A 16634-nucleotide genomic window follows, 5' to 3' on the forward strand; every position below is an offset into this window, starting at 1 on the left:
CCACTCCGGTTTTCCGCGTCACTTCCTGTTCGGCTGTAACGCCACGCGTCCGCCGGGCACGAACTCAACGACGCCTCCAAGCTCAAGCTCGGTAAGCACCGACAGTACTGCCGAAACGGAGAACTGGCAGCGGCGCATCACCTCGTCAACCGTTACCGGTATCACGGAAAGCAGCGGGAGGACTTTTTCGAGAACCAGATCAGGGTCTTCCCATGGCTCGGACGCCTCCATACCCCATGGCATGCAAGGTTCTGAAAAGCCTTGGAAAAGAGCCGTATTCTGCTGGTTCTTCATCCATGGTGGCAAGAGGGGGTCCGGAAGCTCCGAGGGCAGACAGGAAAGAATATCCTGCACATTTTCCGTGAGCGTCGCTCCGTGTCGCAAAAGGTCATTTCCGCCCCGGGACCGCGGATCCAGCGGAGAGCCGGGTACGGCATACACCTCCCGATCATAGGATAGGGCCAGACTGGCCGTAATCAGCGTGCCAGAGTGCATAGCCGCTTCTACGACCACACATCCCAGCGAGATCCCCGCAATCAGCCGGTTTCGGCGCGGAAAATGTCTGGCCTGAGGAATCGTTCCCAGTGGCGCTTCCGTCACGACACACCCGCGTTCCGCAATGCTGGCCTGTAGTTTTGCATTTTCTGGCGGATAGACGTGATCCAACCCTCCGGCGACGGCCGCCGTCGTCAGGCTGGGATAAAGGGCCGCCTCATGTGCCGCCGAATCGATGCCGCGTGCCAGACCGGAGATAACGCAGATGCCCGAGTCCGCCAGTTCAGCAGACAGGCTTTCCGCCATACGAATCCCCGCCGCAGAGGCATTTCTTGCGCCCACGATTCCAACCGAACGAAGGGATAGCTTCGTGGGGTCACCCTGAACGAACAGAACGGGCGGGGCATCCTTGATGAAGGACAGCATCAAGGGGTACGCCGCATCGCCCCGAATCAGAACGTCTCCGCCCATTCTGTGCAGGGCTTCGATTTCAGAAGCCATCTGAGCGGCGGACGGAATGGATGGAAGATCAAGACGTCCCGCCTGACGCATCCGGTCCGGAAGAGCCTCCACGGCTGCCGTCGGGCCGCCATACTGACAAAGCAGCCGGGAAAAATTGATCGGACCGACACCCGGCGTCCGGGCAAGCCGCATTGCGTCGAGTCGGTCTTGATCAGACAGCCGGAATGGAGGAGCGGAAAACGTCGTCATGTTTTCGCTCCTATCCAAAAAATCTTAACGACCGCTTAAGGTCAGGAAGATTTCGTTTTTGCGTTTACGCGTGGTTCATTGCCTGTCAGCAGACGAACGATATTGCTGTAATGCCGAATCCAGATCAGTAAAGCGATGAAAGCTGTTGCAGTCGGAATAGGAGCATTCACGCCCTGACCCTTCATGACCACCATCAGGATGGGTGCCACAAGGAAGGCGGACAGGGCTCCGGCTGAGGAAATCCGGCTCAGACGTGCCACAACCAGCCAGACCACGCAGCAGGCGATCCCGACAGGCCAACTCAAGACCCAGATCGTTCCAAGACCAGTCGCCACGCCTTTGCCGCCCCGGAACCCAAGCCAGACCGGGAAGCAGTGCCCAACCACAACAGCGACTGCTGCCACGGCCATCGCCAGCGAGGGTTGGTCACCACCGAGTCGCAGAGCCAGGAACACGGCTAGTGCACCTTTGAGAGCATCCAGCAGCAGCGTTGCAGCAGCCAACCCCTTGCGCCCGGTGCGCAGAACGTTCGTCGCGCCGATATTGCCGGACCCAATCTGGCGAATGTCTCCGCCACCCGTAGCCGCCGTGAGGATCAGCCCGAAGGGAATACTGCCTAGGCCATAGGCCATCGCAGCAATCAGGAACAGGCTTGGATGAGACAGCGTCATGCCAGCCCCTCAGCCGTGAAAACCTCCGTGCCGCGACGGAACGTGCGTAGCACGCGGCCCTTCAGCTTTTGGCCATCAAAAGGCGTATTCTGGGCACGTCCCGGTAGTTCGCCAGCACGAACTTCCCAAACTGCTTCCGGATCAAACAGACAGAGATCCGCATCCTGACCAACGGCCAGCGTGCCCGCTGAAATCCGCAGCAGGGAGGCCGGAGCACAGGTCACAAGCCGCAGAGCCTCCATCAAAGGCAGGCCGGCACCAAGGGTGACGCCAAGAAGCGTGACCAGCCCTGTTCCGCCTGCGCGAGCCTGTGCAAAGGGGAGGCGCTTGTCGTCCGCATCGGCGGGGGCATGATCGGATGCCACGGCATCAATCGTTCCATCAGCCAGCGCCGCACAGACGGCAGCCCGATCCGATTCGGAGCGAAGAGGCGGAGAAAACTTCGCATAGGTACGAAAATCCCCAATGTCCTCTTCCGTCATGGCGAAATAGGGCGGTGCCGTATCGCACGTCACCTTGATGCCTCGTGCCTTGGCGGCCCGGATCAGGTCCAGCCCCTCAGCCGTGGAGACATGGGCGAAATGCAGACGGGCCCCCGTCATTTCCGCCAGACGCAGATCACGGCCAATCATGATCGCTTCAGCGGCGGCAGGAACCTGTGGCAGCCCCAGACGAACTGCCAGCGCACTTGCAGTCGCGCAGGCTCCCTTGGCGAGCGAAGGCTCTTCCGGATGCTGCACAACAAGCGCGTCGAGAAAGCGGGAATAGGACAGCAGATTACGCATCTGCTTGGCATCCGCGATGGCGCGCGTGCCGTCCGTGAATGCTACGGCACCGGCGTCCTGCAACAGACCCAGCTCCGCCATGTCTCCGCCCTCGCAGCCACGTGTCAGCGCGCCATAGGGGTGAATGGAGACCATGCCCGTCTCTTCGCCGCGCACTTTCAGAAGATGCACCAGAGCCGGATTGTCGATCGCTGGGGAGGTGTTGGGCAGGACAGCTATGGTGGTAATTCCACCCGCCACGGCAGCCCGTGCGCCTGACTTGACACTCTCACGGTATTCGAAGCCCGGCTCGCCCAGAGCCACACGCATATCCACAAGTCCAGGGCATAGAACTGCACCCTGACCATCAATCACGCACGCCCCTTCGGGCGTCTCAGGGCTGTCGATAGCGGCAATACGACCATCTTCAACCGTCAGGCGTCCTACGCCATCCCGACCAGAGGCGGGGTCAATCAGGCGGACATTCTCAAAAACAGTTATTGTCATAGTGGCATCCGTGCCCGGGACAGGCGATCCAGAACGGCCATACGCACAGCCACGCCCATTTCCACCTGTTCGGCGATTACGCTCTGATCCGAATCGGCAACATCAGACGCAATCTCGACGCCCCGGTTCATGGGGCCGGGATGCATGACCAGCGCACCGGGGTTTGCCAGCGCCAGACGACGGCGGTCCAGACCGAAGAACCGGAAATACTCTCGGGAACTCGGCACCAGACCGGCTCCCATGCGCTCTTTCTGAAGGCGCAGGGACATCACGACATCCGCGCCTTTCAGGGCTTCATCCATGCCTGAATACAGCGTGACATTGCCAAGCTCTGCCATAGCAGATGGCAGCAGCGTCGGTGGGCCAACCAGACGCACCGAGTTTCCCAGTGCGGTCAGAAGGTGGATGTTGGAACGTGCCACGCGGCTGTGACCAACGTCCCCGCAGATTGCGATGGTCAGACCCTCCAGACGCCCGAAATGGCGCCGGATGGTCAAAGCGTCCAGCAGGGCCTGCGTAGGATGTTCATGTGTGCCGTCTCCGGCGTTCACGACGCTGGCTTCGACTTTCTGGGACAACAGGGCCGGCGCGCCCGACTGCGCATGACGCACGACCAGAAGATCGCAGCGCATGGCATTCAGCGTGGAGGCCGTGTCCAGCAGCGTCTCGCCCTTGTTCACCGAACTGGTGGCGACCGTCATGTTGATGACGTCCGCCCCAAGGCGTTTGCCTGCCAGCTCGAAACTGGTGCGGGTTCGGGTGCTGTCCTCAAAGAACAGATTGATGACCGTTCGGCCCCGCAGCGCTTCACGCGGTGCGGAACGGGAACGGCTCAGGAGCGCATAGCTCTCCGCCAGATCGAGGAACGGGGTGATCTGCCCCGCCGTCAGCCCCTCGATTCCCAGCAGATGCCGGGGGACGGACGGCCGCTCAGGCACTGAGCACACTCGCAATACGGGCCAGAACCTCGTCACGGCCAAGAGCGGCCAGCGTCAGGTCAATGCCTGGAGAGGTCGTGGAACCCGTCATGGCGGCACGTAGCGGCTGGGCCACGGAACCAAGTTTCAGCTCGTTCTTCTCGGCATAGGCGCGAAGAGCACCGTCGATGGCTTCCGCCGTGAAGTCTGGCAGTGCGGCCAAGTCATGCCCAACACCTTCAAGAACCTTGCGGCCGTTCTCGTCCAGCAGCTTCTCGGCTTTGGGCGTGAAGGTCAGGGGCAGGGTAAAGCCTGCGAAAGCGGCATTATCCGTTAGCTCGACCAACGTCTTGGCGCGTTCCTTGAGGCCGGACATCATGGCCAAAACACGGGCACGCGTGCGGTCGTCGGCAACAACGCCTTCACGACCCTGCAGACGTTCCATGACGTCATTGGTCAGGCGATCATCGTCCGCCTGACGCATCCAGACACCATTGAGATGCGCCAGCTTCACATAATCCATACGGGACGGGGAGCGACCGACGCCATCCAGATCGAACAGCTTGATCTGCTCTTCACGGGACAGAACCTCGGCGTCTCCATGACCCCAGCCCAGACGCAGCAGGTAGTTGCACAGGGCTTCCGGCAGATACCCTTCCTCGCGGAAATCCACAACGGACTGTGCGCCATGACGCTTGGACAGCTTGGCGCCATCCGGGCCGTGAATCAGCGGCAGATGAGCAAACTGCGGCAGATCCCAGCCCATCGCGCGATAGATCATGGCCTGACGGAACGTGTTCGTCAGATGGTCGTCACCGCGCATGACGTGGGTGATGTTCATGTCATGGTCGTCACAGACCACAGCGTGCAGATAGGTCGGCGTACCATCGGACCGCAGGATGATCAGATCATCCATTTCCACGTTGGCGACACGAACTTCGCCCTGCACCAGATCCTTGATGACCGTCTCGCCCTCACGTGGCGCTTTCAGGCGCACAACGTAAGGCGCACCTTCCGGCGCTTCGGACGGATCGCGATCACGCCAGGTGCCGTCGTAACGGGGCGGGCGCTTCTCGGCCATGGCCTTCTCGCGCATGGCGGTCAGCTCTTCCGGCGTGCAGTAGCACTTGTACGCCTGACCCTTGGCCAGCAGTTCCAGCGCCACTTCCGTATGGCGATCCTGTCGGGCGGACTGGAAGACAGGCTCCTCATCCGCCGTGATCCCCATCCAGGCGAGACCATCAAAGATTACGTCCACTGCGCGTTGCGTGGAGCGCTCCTTGTCGGTGTCCTCGATCCGCAGGAGGAACTCGCCGCCATGGTGGCGGGCAAAGAGGAAATTGAACAGGGCAGCGCGGGCGTTGCCGACATGCAGCAGGCCCGTGGGCGAGGGTGCAAAGCGCGTACGGATCGTCATGCGGCTCTCATATCATGCTCGTGCGGGAGGGGCTATCCGCATCATCCAGGCATGATTTGTGTCGTTCTTTTTCTGGGGCGTGCAAGTGAGTGTCACAAGGCTGTTACATACAGGGCGAGCCTGTTTTTCAAGCGGGTGTGATTTCCTGCACCGCTTGTGGGGTCCCTATCCTAAGAGCAGGATTTGCCACGGGGAACGAGCATGGACAGGCGTGATTTCAATGTGATGCTGGCCGGTATGGGCCTGACGATGGGACATGGCCGCATCCGCAAAGCCTCCGCCAGCACAGCGCGTGTTGAAGCCTTCACGCTTCACAGCAATGACTGGGTGCCCAATAATCCCCGTCTGCCCGTTATCGTGTATCGTAACGCCCTGGAAGCCGGAGCGGGGCGTGAGAGCGTGTACGAGGATCTGTTCAACCAGAATGGCTGGCCATCCCGTTGGCGCAACGGCGTCTACGCCTTCCATCATTATCACAGCCGTGGTCATGAAGTTCTCGGTTTTTCCAATGGGTCAGCCCGACTCATGCTGGGCGGCCCCTCAGGCAGGACTGTGGACGTGCGGGGAGGGGACATCGCGCTTCTTCCGGCCGGGACAGGTCATTGCAATCTTGGTTCCGATGCCGATTTCACCGTGATCGGTGCGTATCCTCCTGAACAGGATTTCGACATTCTGCGTGCTGCACCCACGCCGGAACAGCTTGCACGTATCCAGTCCCTGCCATTCCCGATGACAGATCCCGTACAGGGTAAAGATGGCGCACTCTCACGTGAGTGGCACCCTTCATGAGAAGCTTTCCTCTCCGAAGACGACCCTTCCTTGCCGCCGTTGCAGGGCTGGCTGCCGTTAGCGGAACGGCGATGGCCGATTCGCCTCGTCCATTACCGAAAATCGGGATTATTGGCGCCGGTCAGGTCGGTCGTACACTGGCAACGCTCTGGGTGCAGGCGGGCTATCAGGTCATGGTTTCTGCCCGGACGCTGGCGGATGCCACGACACTCGCCGCATCACTCGGGCCATTGGCCTCCGCAGGAACACCCGCGCAGGCGGCGGCTTTCGGCTCAATCGTCGTTCTGGCCGTCCCGTATGGAGTTATTCCTGCTCTGGGGCGCGATCTGAACAGAACACTGACGGACAAGGTCGTGATCGACGTGGCCAATCCTTACATCGCGCGTGATGGATGGATTGCGGATGTGGCTTTGCGGGACGGGGCAGGCGTTACAACGCAACGCTACTTTCCGTCAGCGCATATTGTTCGTGCTTTCAACTCCATCGACATGGTCTCGCTGCGTGCCGAAGCACACCGGCCGGACCCGAAACTGGCCGTCCCCCTCGCAGGGGATGACACGGCGGCGGTGTTGGAGGTCAAAGACCTTGTTTATGCTGCCGGGCTTGATCCTGTTGTAACGGGCGGTCTGGCCACAGCGAAGCTGTTCCAGCCGGGCAGCACAGGCTTTGAACTGGAACGCGATGCCGCAGGCCTGCGGAGCGCTCTGCACCTTCATCATTAAAAGACGCTAAAACACGCGCGCCTGATGGACGAAAATCCGTTACGGTCGCGCCGTGCCCAGTCCTGTTCACCCTGACGATCCCTTGTTGCCTGAGGAAGACACGTTTTTTCCCGTGCCGGAGGGGAGTCATCCGTCTGTATCCAGGCTAGAGCGGATCATGGCGGAACAGGGACGTCGGCTGTTTGGCTGGCTGCCGGTCGTTATGGCGCTGGGCGCACTTGTGTTTCTTACGCCACGCTTCAATCTGCCGATTGGGCCTGCATTGATCTGCCTGCCAGGGGCGGGAGCGGCCGCATGGATTTTCCGAAACCGACCTCCTTTACGCTTTCAGGCGTTCCTCATGATCGCGCTCGCCGGCGGCTATCTGGATGCCGCCTGGCAAACAGCCCGACAGCCCCCGATGCCCGCTCTTCCAACGCGTGCCACAGTCGTGACCGGACGCGTTCTTGCTGTTGAAACACTTCCGCCTCGTTTTGGTGAAGACGAAAGCGGACGCCGGATCGTACTGGCGCAGGCGACATTTGAAACACCAGTCGATGCTGGAATGGCGCCGTTGAGGCGAACACTTCGGCTGAAACTGCGCGACGATGATCCTGCGTCTCCTAAACCGGGCAGTCTCGTTCAGATCAGGGCCATGCTTCGTGCTCCGTCGCCACCCTCCTTTCCCGGAGGACGAGACCTTCAGCGGGAAGCATGGTTTTCCGGGGCCGCAGGAAGTGGTTACGCGGTCGGGATGCTGACCCCCCTGAACAGCCAGTCTTCGTCCCGCCTGGAGGCTCTGCGGGAAAACATTGCAGCCCGCATTGAAGCCACACTTCCCGGCCAGACGGGAGCCATTGCCGCCACCCTGCTCGCCGGAGAAACCGGCCGCATTGATGCTACGACCCGGCAGGATTTCTCCGCCTCGGGGCTGGCTCATCTTCTTGCTGTGGCGGGGTTGCATCTGGGACTGGTCATGGCGGCCGTTGCAGTCTCCGTCCGTGCCCTTCTGACGGCATCCGAGCGTTTCGCTCTTTACTGGCCCTGTCGTGAGATTGCAGCCTTGGTGGGGCTGTCAGTGGGAAGTGGTTACGTCCTGCTGACAGGAGCACATCTTCCCAGCGTTCGGGCGCTGGGTATGGCGGTTCTGGTGACACTGGCTCTGCTGACGGGACGGCGCGTTCTCTCCATGCGGTCTCTGGCCATCATTGCATTGGCTATCCTGCTTGTTTCGCCGGTTGCCGTTCTGGATGTGTCGTTTCAGATGTCCTTCGCTGCCGTGATGGGTCTGATCGCGGGATATGAAGCCCTGCGTGAACCCCTCACGAAACTAAGGGGCGAGGGGGGAACGGGGCGTGTCATCCTGTCGCACCTGACTGCTCTGTCCCTGACAAGTCTGCTCGCAGGGCTGGCAACCTTACCAGTCAGCATGGCCCATTTTGGGGCATTCCAGCCGTGGTTTGTTCTGGCCAACCTGCTCGCCGTCCCGCTGGCGGCCGTCTGGATCATGCCTGCCGGGCTGATGTCCCTGCTGCTCATGCCGATTCATGCGTCTGCTGTCCCACTGATGATCATGGGGTGGGGCATCCGGATCGTTCAGATCATCGCCAGAACTGTCGCTGCGTTTCCGTTGGCTCATGAGCCTGTACCGCACATGCCAGGATGGGGGCTAATCATCGTTCTTTTGGGGCTGTGCCTGCTCTGCCTGTGGAAAGGACGCGCGCGCCTTGCCGGGCTTATGCCAATCTTGGTGGGGCTACTTTCGATCTGGTTGGTTCCACGCCCTGATATTCTGGTGTCACCTGATGCTGGCCTGATCGCTGTTCGGGCAGAAGGCGTCCTGCAAGTCGGTCCCTACAGTAGTCTGGAGCGTCTGACCCTTCAGGACTGGCAGCAGGCATTGGCGCTTCCTGTCGGGATTTTGCCGCCAGACTGTCTGAAGGGCCTGTGCCGTGTGACCGTCAAAGGACAGACGGTTCTTCTGCGGGCCAAGGATACGTCCGACGGAACCATTCCACCTTCGGCGCAGGACTGTCAGGGTGTGAGTCTGTTCATCAGTGCATCGCCCGCCCGAAATGCCTGCCCGGGCGTACCGTTTGTTGACCGTTTCTCGGTCTGGAGGAATGGCGCGTATGCCGTGTATCTCCGCCATGGCGCGCCTGTCCTGCTCTCGGATCGAAGCTGGCGGGGAGATCGTCCCTGGGTTCCGGCCATTGGCTCGCATGGAATGCCCAACCTGCCACTGGCTCAGGCGGAATAAGTTCGGATCAGGCGGCTTCTTTGGTCCGTGGTGGTGTGAGGCGTTTGTCTGGATACAGGCACCATTGCGTTGCCGGACAGCGCCAGCATTCAGGCGCACGGGCCTTGCAGACATAACGCCCATGCAGAATCAGCCAGTGATGAGCCGGTCGCAGCATATCCTTGGGAATACGCGCGACCAGACCATCCTCCACCTGCCGGGTCGTTTTTCCCGGAGCCAGCCCGGTCCGGTTCCCGATGCGAAAAATATGCGTATCAACGGCCATGGTATCGGCCCCGAACGCAACATTCATCACTACATTGGCCGTCTTTCGCCCCACACCCGCCAATGCCTCAAGAGACTTGCGATCGGCAGGAACTTCCCCGTCATGTCGCTCCAGAAGCTGCTCGCACAGCAGGGCCACATTATGCGCCTTCGCGCGCCATAAGCCGATCGTCTTGATGTATTGCGCGATCCCGGCTTCCCCGAGCTCCGCCATGCTTTTCGGATCGGGCGCATGTTCAAACAGCCCCTTGGTTGCCTTATTGACGGACTTGTCCGTTGCCTGAGCAGACAGCACCACGCTCACCAGAAGCTCGAACGTATTGCGGAAGATCAGCTCACTTTCCGCACCCGGGTTGGCTTCGGCCAGAGCGGTGATGAAAGCCTTGGCCGCGGCCTTGCTCATGGGTCTGGGGGCGTCTGTCATGGCTGAAACTCCGCGCGGGCTGTTGCGTCTGATCCGGACTGTCCGGCAAGATACGCCAAACATCTGAAAATTTCATGCCATCAGGCCGTTGTCCTTGAGGGACGAGACGGCGGAGCTCTTCGTGTCCGATACTTCTACGCACCTTACCGGCCAGAAACAGGAAGGCCGGAAAATTGACGTTTCCTTTACAGAAGTCCTGTCCTTTGTCTGCCGCCGCTGGCTGGCGCATCCGGCCTTGCTGGCCTGGACACTGTCCGGTGTGGCGCTCGCTACACTGGCCGATGTTGTCACACCGATTCTGGCGGGTCGCCTCGTCTCGGATATTTCCAAACACGCTGCCGGGCCGACCATTCCCAAAACCGATGAGCTTCTGAGCCTGCGCAACGATGCCTTCCTGATGGTGGGTGGCTTAATCGCTTTGGGCCTGATCGGCCTATATGGGCGTCGCTCCTCTTTCGTCGGTATTTCGCACCTCACGCTTGCGATCATGCACAAGGTGCTCAATCAGGCCTTCGAGCGGGTGCAGCGGTTCTCCACAGACTGGCACGCCAACACCTTTGCCGGTTCAACAGTGCGTCGGCTGACCCGTGGCATGTGGGCGATTGATACGCTGGACGACACGCTTCTGCTGATGATCGGCCCGGAAGTCATGGTTCTCGGCGGTACAACGGCCGTTCTCATGTTCCGCTCGCCTCTCATGGGCTCCGTTCTGGCGGTGTCCGTCGTTCTGTTCGCATGGCTCTCTATTACCCTGACGCTCCGTTACGTTGCGCCCAGTGCCCGGGCTTCGAACGAATGGGACACCAAGATGGGGGCTTCCATTGCGGATTCCGTAACCTGTAATCCGGTCGTCAAAGCCTTCGGTGCGGAACTGCGCGAAGAGAAGCGGCTGGATACCATCGTTCAGGGCTGGCGGGAGCGCACGCTCCGCACATGGCTGAGAGGAACCAACAGCGCGAACATTCAGGCGCTGGCGTCTCTCGTGATGCGGATGCTCATGATCGGTCTGGCCGTCATGCTCTGGTGGCAGGGCAAGGCCGGTCCGGGTGATGTGGCCTATGTGCTGACCATGATGTTCCTCGTGCAGGGCTATCTGCGTGATCTGGGGCAGCAGGTCAGTCAGGTGCAGCGTTCCGTCAACGAGATGGAAGAACTGATTGCCATTTTCCGGCGTGATTCCGCCATTCAGGACGCGCCCGATGCGGAAAAGGCCCGGTTCACACAGGGTGAGATCCACTTCGAACACGTCACCTTCCAGTATCCGGGGCAGGAAAAGCCGCTTTATCAGGATCTCAACATTGATATTGCACCTGGCTCACGCGTGGCCCTTGTCGGGCCCAGCGGATCAGGCAAGACCACTCTGACCAAACTCCTTCAGCGCCTGTATGACGTGAACAGCGGGCGCATCACGGTGGATGGGCAGGATATTGCACAGGTCACGCAGTCTTCCCTGCGGTCTCACATCGCCATCGTGCCGCAGGAGCCGGTCCTGTTTCACCGAACGCTCGCAGAAAATATTGCCTATGCCCGGCCCGGCGCGTCTCTGGAGGAGATCAAGGAAGCAGCCCGTCAGGCCAATGCGGCGGCTTTCATTGAACGTTTGCCGGAAGGCTACAATACGATGGTCGGTGAGCGCGGCGTGAAGCTATCTGGCGGTGAACGTCAGCGCGTCGCCATCGCCCGTGCGTTCCTCGCTGATGCGCCGATCCTGATTTTCGATGAAGCGACCTCCAGCCTTGATTCGGAATCGGAATCTCTCGTGCAGGAGGCCATGCGCCGCCTCATGAAGAACCGGACCGTCATCGTCGTGGCGCATCGTCTTTCAACCGTCATGGAACTGGACCGGATCCTGGTGTTCAGCCGTGGCGAACTGAAGGAAGACGGCACCCATGCCGAACTCGTGGCAAAAGACGGGGGCATTTATCGCCGCCTGTTCGAGCTTCAGTCGCTCGAAGGCTGAAGTTCCGCTCCCGTCTACGCCCTCACATCTCCGAGAGTGTCAGCGTCTTTCTTGCATGACAGAACGTTTCCCCTCAGCCTGACTGCTGCTGAGGGAAATACGTCATGACACTTCGTTCCGTCTTTGCCGGACTGCTTCTGGCCACGCCCGCCACATTTCTGGCGCTCCCGGCACAGGCCGAACCCGTGGCCTTCGATCATGCCCGTCTGATTGACGGAACGGGCGATCCAGTCCGGGAGAACGTCACGGTCGTCATTAATGACGGGCGGATCGTGTCCGTCGGCATTCCGGCTCCGGCTGAAGCAGAGCATGTCGATCTGAGTGGCAAAACGCTTCTGCCCGCCCTCATCAGCGATCACAGTCATGTCGGAATCATCAAAGGAACATCCGGGGGTAGTGATAACTATACCCGTGATAACATTCTCGCAGCCCTGAAACAGTACAGCGATTATGGTGTCCTGACCGTGACGTCCCTGGGCCTGAACCGTTCCCCTCTCTTTGACGATCTACGGAAGGAGCAGCACGCAGGAAAAAATCCTGGCGCTGACCTGTTCGGCGTGGATCAGGGAATTGGCGTTCCGGATGGCGCGCCTCCCGCCGCCATGGTCAAAGGTCTCGGGCCCGATCAGGTCTATCGCCCTTCGACCCCGCAGGAGGCCCGTCAGGACGTGGACCGTATGATCGCGGAACATACGGATCTGGTGAAGCTGTGGGTGGATGATTTCCGGAACGGCGTCCCGAATGGCAAGACCCTTCCCAAAATGTCGCCAGATATCTATCGCGCGGTCATTGATGAGGCCCATGAGCACAACACCCGTGTGGCTGTGCATATCCATGATCTCGATATCGCCAAAGCCGTTGTTGATGCTGGGGCTAATATCCTGGCGCATGGCGTACGGGACCAGTCGGTCGATCAGGCGCTTATAACGGCCATGAAAGCGCGGGGTGTCTGGTACATCGCGACACTGGATCTGGATGAAGCGAACTATCTTTTCGCCGAGCACCCCGATCTGCTCAATGTCCCCTTTGTTGCCGCTGCGATTGATCCGGTTCTCAGGGCTCAACTCTCCAATGTCGAGTGGCGTCAGAAAACGGTGGCCAACCCTTTGACGGCAGCGTCCCACAAGGCTGTTGCCATGAACCAGAAGAACCTGCTTGCTCTTTACCGGGCTGGCGTGAAAATCGGTTTCGGTACGGATTCCGGGGCTGCTCCCACGCGCCTTCCCGGGTTTGCCGAGCACCGTGAACTGGCCCTGACCGTCGAAGCCGGTCTGACCCCTCTTGAGGCCATTCATCTGGCCACGGGGAATGCAGCAGACCTTCTGGAACTGGATGATCGCGGCGTCATACAGCCTGGTCGTCGTGCGGATATGCTGGTCGTCCGGGGAGCGCCGGATCAGACCATCGCTGACATTGATCAGGTGGATCAGGTCTGGCAACGTGGTGTTTTGGTAAGTCACGGACCCGTGCTGCACTCTGATAACTAATCGGGTCGTTCCATGATGTCATTAATCTGCGAAGCATCGGATGTTCTGCGTATTATCAGAAATCACGATCAGGCAGAAAAAATCATGAATTTTCGATAAGTATCGTTATAAAGTCGTCTTTCCCGATAGCGCTGTTCTGCCTATATCTGTTGCGGCTGCTTCCGCTGTGGGAGCAGCGTATTTCTGGCGGAATAGGCAAGAGGCGAAAACTGGCTGAAATTTATGGCCTTTTCTTTGGAAAGTCTTGCCTCTCGCCTGCAACAGAACTGTCACCGGTCTGAGAATTGCGCACTCGACCGCAGGAAAAAGCCATGTCTCATCTGGCTGGAAAAAAGCGCATGCCTTCTCTCGACTACCTCATATCTGACCCTGATCTTCACCTTCTTCTGGAAGATGGAGCTCTGATCCGTGCCGCACGCTGGCAGGGGCATCACGCCCTGTTCATGCTTCCCGAGATTCCACACCACCTCTGGATCGTGTCCCGACAAAACAGCCACTTCAGCCCGTTTGGAGAGCGTGGGGTGCTGATAGGGGACATCACCTTTTATGATCAATTTGGTGCCCACCGTCTCACCTCTCATCTGACATCGGTCCCCGGAAAAGGGTGGGGCCCTCGGGAAGGGTCTCTGTCGCGATGGACCAGTGGGCGCGCCCTGCTGGAGTTCGACTGTTCCCCCAACAGTACGGCGGGCATACTGTCCATGGAAGTATGTTCAACGGGCCCATATCGTCTGTGGCCCCATGAAGAGCCACAACAACCTCCTGCGGTGTAGGAGACGTTTCAGCTTTCCACACAGTCCTTCAGGAAGAGTGCGAAAGCACGGCCGCGATGGCTGAGCGCGTTCTTCTCGCTCTCACCCATCTCGGCAAAAGTCCGTGTCTCGCCTTCCGGTACGAACATGGGATCATAACCATGGCCATGTTCCCCGCGAGGCGGCCAGACCGTTTGACCATGGCATTCGCCCACGATGGAATGTGTTTCTCCATCAGGCCAGGCGAGACACAGTGCAGCGACAAAGGATGCCGCATGGTCGGTCGTATCACCCCTCTCCCGATGTACGCGCTCCATGGCGATGGTCATGTCTTTCGTCGGGCCGCCCCAGCGTGCTGAGTAGACGCCGGGCTGGCCACCCAACGCTGAAACGCAGAAGCCGGAATCATCGGCCAGGGCCGGTAGTCCGGATGCGCGGGCTGCAGCCAGAGCCTTGATCTCGGAGTTGCCGACGAATGTATCGGCTGTTTCTTCCGGTTCAGGAAGGTTCAGTTCCCCTGCAGAAACGACCGTGATGCCGCTTTCTGCCAGCAGGGTAGAGAATTCACGCAGCTTCCCGGCATTGTGGCTGGCAAGAACGATTTTTGATCCACGGGACAGACGACGCATCACAGGGTCTCCAGTGCAGCATTCTGAGCTTCGAACAGCTTGGCTGTGCCAAGTCGGGCCAGGCGGAGCAGTTCAAGGAAATCATGGTCCTGAAAGGGAGAGGTCTCTGCCGTTCCCTGAATTTCCACGATGCCACCCTCTGCCGTCAGAACAAAATTCGTGTCGGCTTGTGCGGCGCTGTCTTCAATGTAATCCAGATCCAGCACGGCTCCCGCTGTCGTCAGACCACAGGACACAGCAGCGACCTGCGCTGTCACAACCGAAGACAGCTTGGCTTTTCGCAGCGCCAGGGAAAGCGCCACCCACGCGCCGGTAATGGATGCACATCGCGTGCCGCCATCAGCATTCAGGACATCGCAATCCAGCGTGATAGTCCGTTCGCCCAGTTTCTTCAGATTGACGCAGGGGCGCAGGGAACGGGCGATCAGCCGCTGGATTTCCTGCGTGCGGCCTGACTGCTTGCCCTTGGACGCTTCCCGGTGTCCGCGCTGATGCGTAGCGCGGGGCAGCATGCCATATTCGGCATTGATCCAGCCCTGTCCCTTGTTGCGCAGGAAAGGCGGCACCTTGTTCTCGATCGACGCCGTGCAAAGCACTTCCGTTCCACCAACCCGGATCAGCGCAGACCCTTCCGCATGGCGGGCGAAGCCTGGCTCGATGGATACGGGGCGACCTTCGTCGCTGGCGCGGCCAGACGGACGCTTTGTCATGCGAAAAAATCCTCTCTTAGAAGCGAGTCCTGCCTCTACCGCGTTTGACGAGAACGCTTCCAGCCCCGACATACAGTTTTACCATGATGAGATCTGACCCTTCCTTCTTCCGCATGTCGAACTCCTTTCCTTCCGGGCTTGGAGACAGGGAAGCTGCGATCCTGCGGGAAATCGTCGAGGAATATGTCGAAACAGGCGAACCGATCGGCAGCCGAACGCTGGCACAGCGCCTCAATCTGGCTCTGTCTCCCGCGACGATCCGTAACGTCATGGCAGATCTTGCCCGGGCTGGACTGCTCTTCAGTCCCCACGTATCCGCGGGCCGTCTGCCGACGGAGAAGGGCGTCAAACTCTTCGTGGAGGGTCTTCTTCAGTTCGGTGCCCTGACCGAAGAAGACCGCGCCAGCATCGATAGCCGACTGGAAATCCACGGGCGCTCCTATCAGGAGACGCTGGCGGAAGCGTCCTCCATGCTGTCTGGCCTGTCTTCAGCCGCTGGTCTGGTATTGGCACCCAAGTCTGATGCCACACTCAAGCATATCGAGTTCGTTGCTCTCGGTCCGGGTCGCGTTCTGGTCGTGCTCGTGAGTTCTGACGGTCAGGTGGAAAACCGGATCATCGAAACACCGCCCGGCCTTCCTCATTCCGCCCTCGTTGAAGCGGGAAACTATCTGAACGCCCATCTCGGAGACCTGACACTCGGAACGCTTAAAGAGAGGGTCAGCAGGGAAATGGAGGCCAACCGCCACGAACTGGATGCTCTGACCGCCAGCGTGATTGAGAGCGGCCTTGCTACATGGGATGCGGATGGTGGCACTCTGTTCGTGCGCGGACAGGGCAAGCTTCTGGCAGACATTACCGAAATCGAGCGCCTGACAACCATCCGGATGTTGTTCGATCATCTGGAAACGCAGGAAACCATGCTTCAGCTCCTGCAACTCGCAGACGCCTCGGAAGGTGTGCGGATCTATATCGGCAGCGAGAGCGGGATGTTCGGCATGTCCGGCGTTTCCATGATCGTGGCTCCCGCGCGGAACGAAGCCCAGAAGATCGTAGGTGCCATCGGCGTCATCGGGCCGACACGCCTCAATTACGGACGGATCGTGCCTGTCGTGGATTACACGGCCCGGATGGTCGGACGCCTGCTGGGATAGTGACTGCAACCCTTCCGCATTT

15 protein-coding genes are annotated in these 16634 nt (G+C 59.8%); 7 read left to right on the top strand and 8 right to left on the bottom strand.

The genetic code is table 11. The features are described 5' to 3' along the window. Positions 1–18 precede the first annotated feature (18 nt). The 5 genes from dprA to gltX are packed head-to-tail and all read right to left on the bottom strand — an operon-like array spanning position 19 to position 5482. Positions 19–1206, bottom strand: a complete 1188-nt coding sequence (gene dprA / locus B7444_RS04890; protein ID WP_048855123.1) for a DNA-processing protein DprA — start codon at positions 1204–1206, stop codon at positions 19–21. Between the two features lie 41 nt (positions 1207–1247). Further along, positions 1248–1877: a glycerol-3-phosphate 1-O-acyltransferase PlsY gene (plsY, locus tag B7444_RS04895; RefSeq protein WP_007283135.1), complete on the bottom strand. Its 630-nt coding sequence runs from the start codon at positions 1875–1877 to the stop codon at positions 1248–1250. Continuing rightward, positions 1874–3148: a dihydroorotase gene (locus tag B7444_RS04900; protein ID WP_007283136.1), complete on the bottom strand. Its 1275-nt coding sequence runs from the start codon at positions 3146–3148 to the stop codon at positions 1874–1876. The genes plsY and B7444_RS04900 overlap by 4 nt, the downstream gene beginning before the upstream one ends. After that, on the bottom strand, positions 3145–4086 hold the full coding sequence (locus B7444_RS04905) for an aspartate carbamoyltransferase catalytic subunit (RefSeq protein ID WP_007283137.1): 942 nt from the start codon (positions 4084–4086) through the stop codon (positions 3145–3147). The genes B7444_RS04900 and B7444_RS04905 overlap by 4 nt, the downstream gene beginning before the upstream one ends. Then, on the bottom strand, positions 4079–5482 hold the full coding sequence (gene gltX, locus B7444_RS04910; protein WP_007283138.1) for a glutamate--tRNA ligase: 1404 nt from the start codon (positions 5480–5482) through the stop codon (positions 4079–4081). Before gltX ends, B7444_RS04905 begins: the two co-directional genes overlap by 8 nt. 201 nt (positions 5483–5683) lie before the next feature. Between gltX and B7444_RS04920 the strand changes: the two genes are divergently transcribed. From B7444_RS04920 to B7444_RS04930, 3 genes are all read left to right on the top strand, one after another. Continuing rightward, positions 5684–6271: a hypothetical protein gene (locus tag B7444_RS04920; RefSeq protein WP_007283140.1), complete on the top strand. Its 588-nt coding sequence runs from the start codon at positions 5684–5686 to the stop codon at positions 6269–6271. Then, the gene (locus B7444_RS04925) at positions 6268–6993 is read left to right on the top strand and encodes an NADPH-dependent F420 reductase (protein WP_016738426.1); all 726 of its coding nucleotides are present in this window, start codon (positions 6268–6270) and stop codon (positions 6991–6993) included. The genes B7444_RS04920 and B7444_RS04925 overlap by 4 nt, the downstream gene beginning before the upstream one ends. 157 nt (positions 6994–7150) lie before the next feature. Continuing rightward, on the top strand, positions 7151–9232 hold the full coding sequence (locus B7444_RS04930) for a ComEC/Rec2 family competence protein (protein WP_007283142.1): 2082 nt from the start codon (positions 7151–7153) through the stop codon (positions 9230–9232). A 7-nt stretch (positions 9233–9239) separates the two neighbouring features. Here the strand turns inward: B7444_RS04930 and nth are convergent, their stop codons facing one another. Continuing rightward, positions 9240–9920, bottom strand: coding sequence for an endonuclease III (gene nth, locus B7444_RS04935; protein WP_186004364.1), 681 nt, complete (start codon positions 9918–9920; stop codon positions 9240–9242). A gap of 121 nt (positions 9921–10041) precedes the next feature. Between nth and B7444_RS04940 the strand changes: the two genes are divergently transcribed. The 3 genes from B7444_RS04940 to B7444_RS04950 all read left to right on the top strand — a co-directional run bounded on the left by B7444_RS04940 (position 10042) and on the right by B7444_RS04950 (position 14140). Beyond that, positions 10042–11880 (top strand): ABC transporter ATP-binding protein, encoded by a 1839-nt coding sequence (locus tag B7444_RS04940; RefSeq protein ID WP_007283145.1) that lies wholly within the window; start codon positions 10042–10044, stop codon positions 11878–11880. Between the two features lie 104 nt (positions 11881–11984). Further along, positions 11985–13367, top strand: coding sequence for an amidohydrolase family protein (locus tag B7444_RS04945; protein ID WP_007283146.1), 1383 nt, complete (start codon positions 11985–11987; stop codon positions 13365–13367). A 311-nt stretch (positions 13368–13678) separates the two neighbouring features. After that, positions 13679–14140: a hypothetical protein gene (locus B7444_RS04950; protein WP_035729720.1), complete on the top strand. Its 462-nt coding sequence runs from the start codon at positions 13679–13681 to the stop codon at positions 14138–14140. Positions 14141–14148: 8 nt separating this feature from the next. Here B7444_RS04950 and rdgB read toward each other — a convergent pair whose 3' ends face one another. Next, the gene (gene rdgB, locus B7444_RS04955; protein ID WP_007283149.1) at positions 14149–14748 is read right to left on the bottom strand and encodes an RdgB/HAM1 family non-canonical purine NTP pyrophosphatase; all 600 of its coding nucleotides are present in this window, start codon (positions 14746–14748) and stop codon (positions 14149–14151) included. Beyond that, positions 14748–15458, bottom strand: a complete 711-nt coding sequence (rph, locus tag B7444_RS04960; RefSeq protein ID WP_007283150.1) for a ribonuclease PH — start codon at positions 15456–15458, stop codon at positions 14748–14750. The genes rdgB and rph overlap by 1 nt, the downstream gene beginning before the upstream one ends. An 83-nt stretch (positions 15459–15541) precedes the next feature. On the opposite strand from rph, the gene hrcA reads away from it, so the two are divergent. Then, entirely contained in the window at positions 15542–16612 is a 1071-nt protein-coding gene (gene hrcA / locus B7444_RS04965; protein ID WP_007283151.1) for a heat-inducible transcriptional repressor HrcA, read from the top strand. Positions 16613–16634: the final 22 nt, after the last annotated feature.

The organism is Gluconobacter thailandicus F149-1 = NBRC 100600 (assembly GCF_000964465.1).
Taxonomy (GTDB): Bacteria; Pseudomonadota; Alphaproteobacteria; order Acetobacterales; family Acetobacteraceae; genus Gluconobacter; species Gluconobacter thailandicus.